The 6908-nt window shown below is 41.8% G+C and carries 8 protein-coding genes and 1 pseudogene; all 9 read left to right on the top strand.

Annotated elements, in window-relative coordinates:
• Positions 1-428 precede the first annotated feature (428 nt).
• Positions 429-605, top strand: a complete 177-nt coding sequence (locus FYJ45_RS28550) for an NUDIX domain-containing protein (RefSeq protein WP_154468339.1) — start codon at positions 429-431, stop codon at positions 603-605.
• Positions 606-712: 107 nt separating this feature from the next.
• Positions 713-1473, top strand: a pseudogene (locus FYJ45_RS28545) (aminoglycoside 6-adenylyltransferase); the annotation flags it as partial.
• 167 nt (positions 1474-1640) lie between these two features.
• Complete coding sequence (locus FYJ45_RS28540; protein ID WP_154468338.1) at positions 1641-2408, top strand: aminoglycoside adenylyltransferase domain-containing protein; 768 nt, start codon at positions 1641-1643, stop codon at positions 2406-2408.
• A 129-nt stretch (positions 2409-2537) separates the two neighbouring features.
• The gene (locus FYJ45_RS28535; protein WP_235931061.1) at positions 2538-3263 is read left to right on the top strand and encodes an ATP-binding protein; all 726 of its coding nucleotides are present in this window, start codon (positions 2538-2540) and stop codon (positions 3261-3263) included.
• A gap of 88 nt (positions 3264-3351) precedes the next feature.
• Entirely contained in the window at positions 3352-3960 is a 609-nt protein-coding gene (locus FYJ45_RS28530; protein WP_154468337.1) for an AAA family ATPase, read from the top strand.
• Positions 3935-4798, top strand: a complete 864-nt coding sequence (locus tag FYJ45_RS28525) for a PHP domain-containing protein (RefSeq protein ID WP_154468336.1) — start codon at positions 3935-3937, stop codon at positions 4796-4798. The genes FYJ45_RS28530 and FYJ45_RS28525 overlap by 26 nt, the downstream gene beginning before the upstream one ends.
• 222 nt (positions 4799-5020) lie before the next feature.
• The gene (locus FYJ45_RS32935) at positions 5021-5221 is read left to right on the top strand and encodes a helix-turn-helix domain-containing protein (protein WP_154468335.1); all 201 of its coding nucleotides are present in this window, start codon (positions 5021-5023) and stop codon (positions 5219-5221) included.
• A gap of 142 nt (positions 5222-5363) precedes the next feature.
• Complete coding sequence (locus FYJ45_RS28515; RefSeq protein ID WP_154468334.1) at positions 5364-5663, top strand: hypothetical protein; 300 nt, start codon at positions 5364-5366, stop codon at positions 5661-5663.
• 152 nt (positions 5664-5815) lie between these two features.
• On the top strand, positions 5816-6739 hold the full coding sequence (locus FYJ45_RS28510) for a PDDEXK nuclease domain-containing protein (RefSeq protein ID WP_154468340.1): 924 nt from the start codon (positions 5816-5818) through the stop codon (positions 6737-6739).
• The last annotated feature ends 169 nt before the right edge of the window (positions 6740-6908 follow it).

Genomic DNA, 6908 nt, shown 5'->3' with positions numbered 1-6908 from the left:
CGCCTGATGAACCATTAGCTTCTTGATTTAATTTCCTAACTCTATAACACTTCAAAAAGTTGCCTGCCTTAGACAGCTTATTCAAGTGCGTCCATTTATGGTTTTCCTCTACTTTCTTTCACACTAACTTCCCCATTTTTTCATTATTCATTTCAGCGTGTGCCCTTTCTGTTGTACCGACGTACCTTTGCTTACAGGATAATATATCTGAAGGCTGAAAGAAACCGATTTACAGGCGAATCTGCAATTCTACCGTTGGTTTAGCTGGAAAAAATCCGGTAAAGGGCGAAATAACGCAGAAAAATGCATCCGGTATCAGCCTGGGCAGCCAGGATCTTCAGAATAAATATACTAATTCGTTTGCACAGGGAAAATGGCCGTGCTATTCTAAAGGAAAGTGTGTTTGACGTTTACAGGAGGATTCAAATATGGCAAGGACTGAAAATATAGAGCTGACGGTTATCTGTCTGATATACCGGGAAAACAGGATTTTACTGCAGAACCGGGTCAGAGAGGACTGGAAGGGCTATACGCTGCCGGGAGGCCATGTGGAGGAAGGGGAATCCATTGTGGACGGGGAAGACTGGAAGGTGAGAATACGGTAGCTTCGCCCGGGAAAAAGAGCAGGCCCCGGAGTCCGGGAAGGTAAAACGGAGAACCTTGCGCTGCCTGCAGGATATAAAAAAACTAGCATGGAAGAAAGGAAGAAAATATGAGGACACCGGAAGAATTTATGGATTTGGTTTTAACATTTGCACGGGATAACGAGCATATCCGCATGGTGGGCATGGAGGGGTCAAGGGTGAATAAAAATATCCCCCGTGATTCCTTCCAGGACTTTGACATTACATATTTTGTGGACGATATCGGTATATTCACGGAAGATGATGGCTGGATTTCTTTCTTCGGGAGTATCGTCATGATGCAGAGCCGGAGGATATGGAGCTTTTTCCGGCAGAGGAGGAAGGTTATTCCTATCTGATTCTGTTTGACGATTATAATAAAATGGATCTGACGCTGCTGGAGACGAAGCAAATTCATGATTATCTGCAGGGGGACGGGCTTCGGACCATCCTGCTCGATAAGGACGGCAGGGTGCCTGAAAAAATAGTTCCCTCCGATCAGGAGTACTGGCTGAAAAAACCAGGCCCGCGCAGCTTTGACGATTGCTGCAATGAGTTCTGGAACCTGACAATTTATGTTGCCAAGGGTCTGTGCCGGGGAGAAATTTTATACGCCATTGACCATCTGCATCTGTTGCGGAATGAACTACTGCGAATGCTTTCCTGGAAGGTGGGCATGGAATATGGTTTTGATTTCAGCGTGGGAAAGAATTATAAATTTATCAGCCGGTATCTGGCGGAGGAAACATGGGACATGCTGATGAGCACTTACAGAGAGGATTCCTATGAAAATATGTGGAAGGCTCTGTTCACCTGCCATGCTTTGTTCCGGAAAACGGCGCTGGAATGTGCGGCGGTGTGGGGGTATTCCTATCCGGAGTATGACAGGAATGTGAGCAGGTATGTGGATGGGCTTTATGGAATCTATGGGAATGGGAAAGAGGAAGCAAAATAAGGGTTATTTCTGAAGGCCCGGAAAAGGCAGCAGGCGTGCGGAGCATGCGGACAGGAGTTAAAATGGATTATCAATTGATAACGGACAGGCTTACAGAGGAAAGCCGGAAAATATTTGGGGAGAATTTGACGGGAGTGTATCTGCACGGCTCCCTTGCCATGGGATGCTTTAATCCGGATAAGAGCGATATTGATCTGATTATCGTAACGGAGGAAGCGCCGACAGAAGAACAGAAGCTGCAGCTTATGGAACAGACGGTCAGGCTGAATGAGCTGGCGCCGGAAAAAGGGATTGAAATGAGCCTAGTGAAACGCAGCTGCTGTGAAAAGGTGGTGCATCCGATTCCCTTTGAACTGCATTTTTCTCCCATGCATTTAAAATGGTTTCAGGAGAATCCCGGGGATTATGTTCGGAATATGAAGGGGACAGATCCGGATCTGGCGGGACATTTCATGATTATCCGCCATTATGGAATATGCCTGTGGGGAGCGGCCGTTTCGGAGGTTTTCGGCGAGGTGCCAAGGGAGATGTATTTCGAGAGTATCATGAATGATATTGCATCCACCGGAGAGGACATCCGTGAAAATCCGATTTATGTAATCCTCAATCTGTGCCGTGTGCTGGGGTATGCGGAGGAAGGATTGGTCCTCTCCAAGAAAGCTGGAGGGGAATGGGGAGTAAGGAATGTGGATGAAAAATATACCGGCCTGATTCTGGAAGCCCTGGAATGCTATTCCGGGGAGAAAAAAATGTGGATAGAGGAGAATGCCGCGGGGGAATTCTATGAATATATGTTGGGGAGGATTGCTGTGGCCCATGTATCGTTGTAGACAACATGGTTTTTCTCATGTGGATAAAACGAGACAAAAATGAAAAGATGGCTTTAACATCAATCCGTATATTTCATCGGTTTCTTTCATTACAAGTCGAACTCTGAGCGATAACAAGTTTTAAGAATATTGAAAAGGGAAATCCAGCTGTTTAAAATTCTAGACGGAAGAGTAGAGACCATTGAAACGTTACCGGCAAAATATCAGGAACTGACCTTTTCAAAATTATTTGGATATTATGGTTCAAAAGGGATTGTGCTAAATGTGAAGACCTTTGAAAAGAATTTGGGTTTAAGAAATAAAGATGGAGAATACAACCTTCTGGCACAGCTGCTTTCGGATAATTCGCATTTCCCATTAAGAGTGTCAATTTTTGAAGGAGAGACCAAAGGTTCCAACTTATTTTCGGTAAGAGAATTTGGTAATAATTGTTTGCTCTATAGTTTGGAGGATGTTTTAAGGGATGCGGATGTATTGAATTTGATTCAGACAGATGAGAGTGAGCGTGTAGTAGAACGTCCGGAAACACCACTGTTCGATAACAAAGCCTTTAGAGAGGCAATCATAAATGCCATTTTGCATAATCTTTGGGTAAGTGGAAATGAGCCAATGATTTCTGTATTCTCAGATAGGATTGAAATCTTATCAAGAGGAACATTGGCGCCGGCACAGACTATGGAAGGCTTTTTCTTAGGGGAATCGATTCCTGTAAATGAAAAGTTATCAGAAATCTTTCTGCAGCTTCATATTAGTGAAAAATCAGGTCGTGGTGTGCCTAAGATTATTGAAACATACGGAAAGGGAGCATTTACTTTTAGAGAAAACTCGATTGTTGTTACAATCCCGCTTCATTGATATATTCAGGTAGGGACGATAGGTGAAAATATCAAAATATGCTCCAGGTTTACTTTTTTAAATGTTTTAAATATGGTTAGGAGAGAATATGTATTGTATTTTAGTGACAGGCATCCCGGCGTCAGGCAAGAGCACCATGGCGGAGTTCCTGGCGGAAAGACTCCGGCTTCCGATGCTCTCAAAGGATAAAATAAAAGAAATCCTGTTCGATGATGTGGGCTTTGCCTCCCGCAGTGAGAAAGTAGCTTTGGGGATCTCCGCCATGAACATCCTGTATTATACCGCCCAGCAGCTGATGAAATGCGGCCGGCCGTTTATCCTGGAAAATAATTTTGAGAATATTTCCCGGGAGGGTATTCTGTTCTTATTGCAAAAATATTCCTATCATGCAGTCACGGTGGTTCTGACCGGAAATTACGAGATTATTTATCAGCGTTTCCTGGCAAGAAATGAAAGCCCCGACAGACACCGCGGCCATGTAGTCAATGACTGCTATCCGGAAAAAGAAGGGAAATCCTGTCCTGCGCCGGTCCTGTCGTATGAAAATTTCTGTGAGGGAATCAGGGAGCGTGGAATGGACAGCTTTTGTGCAGACGGTCCCCGTATTGTTGTGGATACCACTGATTTTTCACTTGTAGACCGGGAGGCTATCCTGGAGGAAATTATAGAATATGGAAAGGAGTTTTCCCATGATTGACGCCCATGTACATTTGGAAAAAGGGTCTTACACAAGGGAATGGCTTCAGGAGTTCATTTTCTATGCCCAGGAGAGAGGAATTCGGGAAATTTATTTCCTGGAACATACCCATATTTTCAGGGAATGCAGTTCTTTATATTCGGAAATGTTCCAATATAATGGCTACCAGCAAAGCTGGTATTGTAAAAAGCTGGAGAAATCACGCCCCCTGACTGATTATTTGCTTTTTGCCGACAAAATGAGAAGAGAGAGTTTTCCGGTGAAGGTTAGGTTTGGTCTGGAGGTCTGCTATTCTCAGCAGTATGAGAAGGAAATAGAGAAGCTTAAGAATAGCTATTCCTTTGATTTTCTGGTAGGAGCCGTGCATTTTATAGACGGATGGGCCTTCAGCCACCTTCGCCAGCCCTGGAAAAAAGAAGACTGTGATTTACATAAACTGTATTGCCGCTATTATGAACTTCTTTTAAAGCTGGCGGACAGCGGTCTGTTTACCGGCTTGGCTCATCCAAATTCACTGCAGTGCTTCGGTGCATATCCGGTTGGAAATTATGATGAAATGTATGAGGAGCTTGCAGGAAAACTGAGAAGGAATGGGATGTATATTGAAGAAAGCAGCGGATTGGCAATTAATTACGGAGATAGACAGCTTGGAATGAACCGGAGGATGCTTGAAATAATGAAAAAAGGCAAAGTATCAATACTGACAGCTTCCGATGCGCATATCCCCCGGAATGTGGGTCTGTACTTCAGGGATATGACTGATATTATAGAGAAAATTGATACCGGAAGACAACAGCGGGTGGAGATACATAAAGGATTTATTGCCAGAAAAATATAAGGAAATTTACAGAGGCAGATAATTCGTGCACTGAAGTAAATGCCGGATGGGAAATATTGATATACTTGAGTATGGTGAGGACTCGTTCATTATAAAGTTCCCCTGACATGTACTCTTTTGCCCCTAACAACTTAAAACATCTTAAGACTCAAGACCACGCATTGCGTTATCACGGAATATTTGATAAAATAGAATAATAAACACGCAATGTGAGGTAAATATATGAATACAGCGGAAATAATAAAAAATTTGCGGGAAGAGGCTGGATTTAGTCGCAGAGATTTTTCGCATCATACTGGAATTCCTCTTCGGACCTTGGAGGATTGGGAGGCAGGGCGAAGAACTCCGCCGGAGTATATTCCAAGGCTGCTGGCATATCAGTTAAAGTATGAGGCATTAATTGGACAAAGGACAGGTAGATGATGTTAATTTCAGTTATGAATAACTATTACATATTGGAGCATCAATAAAAACAGCGACATCAAATGATCATGCCAGTTATTTTGGGGGAGGATTTAAAATTGCTTCATTATGCGGTTACAGAGATTTTAAGTGGAATATTACAATGTCTTCTGCAGATTGGGAATTGACGGTAATTGATGAAAGACAACAAATCGGCGGTAACACAATCAATATGTTGGCTTATGACGTTCAAAAAGTCGAAAATAAAAACCGCAGTAGTTTAAGCATATATCCTATAAGCAATAGAGATTTTCAGCTTTTTAAGACTACAAGATTAAGTTTTTATTATCCACAGAATCCATTAATCGGAGAAGTCATATGGGAAAGAAAGGAAGGTGTTGTTTACAAAAGAAGTCAAAATAAATATGATAAAAATCTTCCATATACGAGTGATTTACCATAAAAGAAGCCGTATTTTGTTCCTATCAATTGCTGGGGGCAAATCCATCTGATTTAGTAGTATGTATTCATCATTATAGAAAAGAGGACCGGGAACGCAGAAATCTTTATAGTTTTGCTTGAGATTAGCTGACAGTGAATGGTACAAACTTTGCAATGGTAGAAGCATACTGGAATATAGGGAAGAGTATTGTGGAGCAGCAGGGTGGTGAGGATAAAGCTGAGTATGGAGTCAGACTAATAGAGGAATTATCAAAACAGATGACCAATGATTTTGGAAAAGGATTTACTGTTGCGAACTTAAAAAATATGCGTCAGTTTTATCTTACTTTTCCAATTCGCTACGCATTGCGTAGCGAATTGAGTTGGACACATTATCGCCTGCTTATGCGTGTTGAAAATGATAATGCCCGTCAGTTTTATACAGAAGAGGCAATAAAATCGAATTGGAGTACACGGCAGTTGGAAAGGCAAATTAACTCGTTCTTTTATGAAAGACTGCTTTCCAGTCAGAATAAAGAAAAAGTTTCGGAAGAAATTCATAAATTGGATCCTGCAAAAGTACCAGAGGATATTATTCGGGATCCATATGTATTAGAGTTTCTGGGATTGAATCTGGCTGCTGATTTTTATGAAAGTGATTTAGAAGAAGCGCTGATAACTCACCTGCAGAAGTTTCTCTTGGAATTGGGAAGAGGGTTTTCTTTTGTCGCCAGGCAAAAGAGAATTACTTTTGATGGGCGGCATTTCCGAATAGATCTTGTCTTTTATAATTATATCTTGAAATGTTTTGTATTAATTGATTTAAAAATCGGGGATTTGACACATCAGGATTTGGGGCAGATGCAGATGTATGTACATTACTACGAACGCGAATTGATGAATGAAGGAGATAATCCTCCAATAGGAATTGTTCTGTGTGCAGACAAAAGTGAATCTGTAGTTAAGTTTACGTTACCAGAAAACGAAACACAGATTTTTGCTTCAAAATATAAGTTATATCTGCCAAGTGAAGAGGAGTTGTTGCAGGAGTTACGGAGAGAGTATCGGGCATTGGAGTTTGATAAAGAAAAACTATAATGTATTGCCTCAATTATTAGGCCAATAAAGCATATTTTGAAAAATAGATTAGGAAAGTTCTAAGTCAGGGGCTCAAAATCAAGAGCTTGATATGAACTTCAAGCCCCTGATTTAGTACTTTCCTTTTGAACCAAGTCGCACATGCGGACCTCTTATGCCGTTTTAATGA

Origin of the sequence: Eisenbergiella porci (assembly GCF_009696275.1) — a bacterium.
In the GTDB taxonomy this organism is placed as follows: domain Bacteria; phylum Bacillota; class Clostridia; order Lachnospirales; family Lachnospiraceae; genus Eisenbergiella; species Eisenbergiella porci.
Note: the sequence above shows the minus strand (reverse complement) of the source record. Positions and strands in the feature narration are given on the sequence as shown.

Coding starts and splice junctions, on each gene's coding strand:
- FYJ45_RS28550 (WP_154468339.1), top strand. CDS start 429: ATGGCAAGGACTGAAAATATAGAGCTGACGGTTATCTGTCTGATATAC.
- FYJ45_RS32935 (WP_154468335.1), top strand. CDS start 5,021: ATGAATACAGCGGAAATAATAAAAAATTTGCGGGAAGAGGCTGGATTT.
- FYJ45_RS28510 (WP_154468340.1), top strand. CDS start 5,816: ATGGTAGAAGCATACTGGAATATAGGGAAGAGTATTGTGGAGCAGCAG.
- FYJ45_RS28540 (WP_154468338.1), top strand. CDS start 1,641: ATGGATTATCAATTGATAACGGACAGGCTTACAGAGGAAAGCCGGAAA.
- FYJ45_RS28530 (WP_154468337.1), top strand. CDS start 3,352: ATGTATTGTATTTTAGTGACAGGCATCCCGGCGTCAGGCAAGAGCACC.
- FYJ45_RS28515 (WP_154468334.1), top strand. CDS start 5,364: ATGTCTTCTGCAGATTGGGAATTGACGGTAATTGATGAAAGACAACAA.
- FYJ45_RS28525 (WP_154468336.1), top strand. CDS start 3,935: ATGGAAAGGAGTTTTCCCATGATTGACGCCCATGTACATTTGGAAAAA.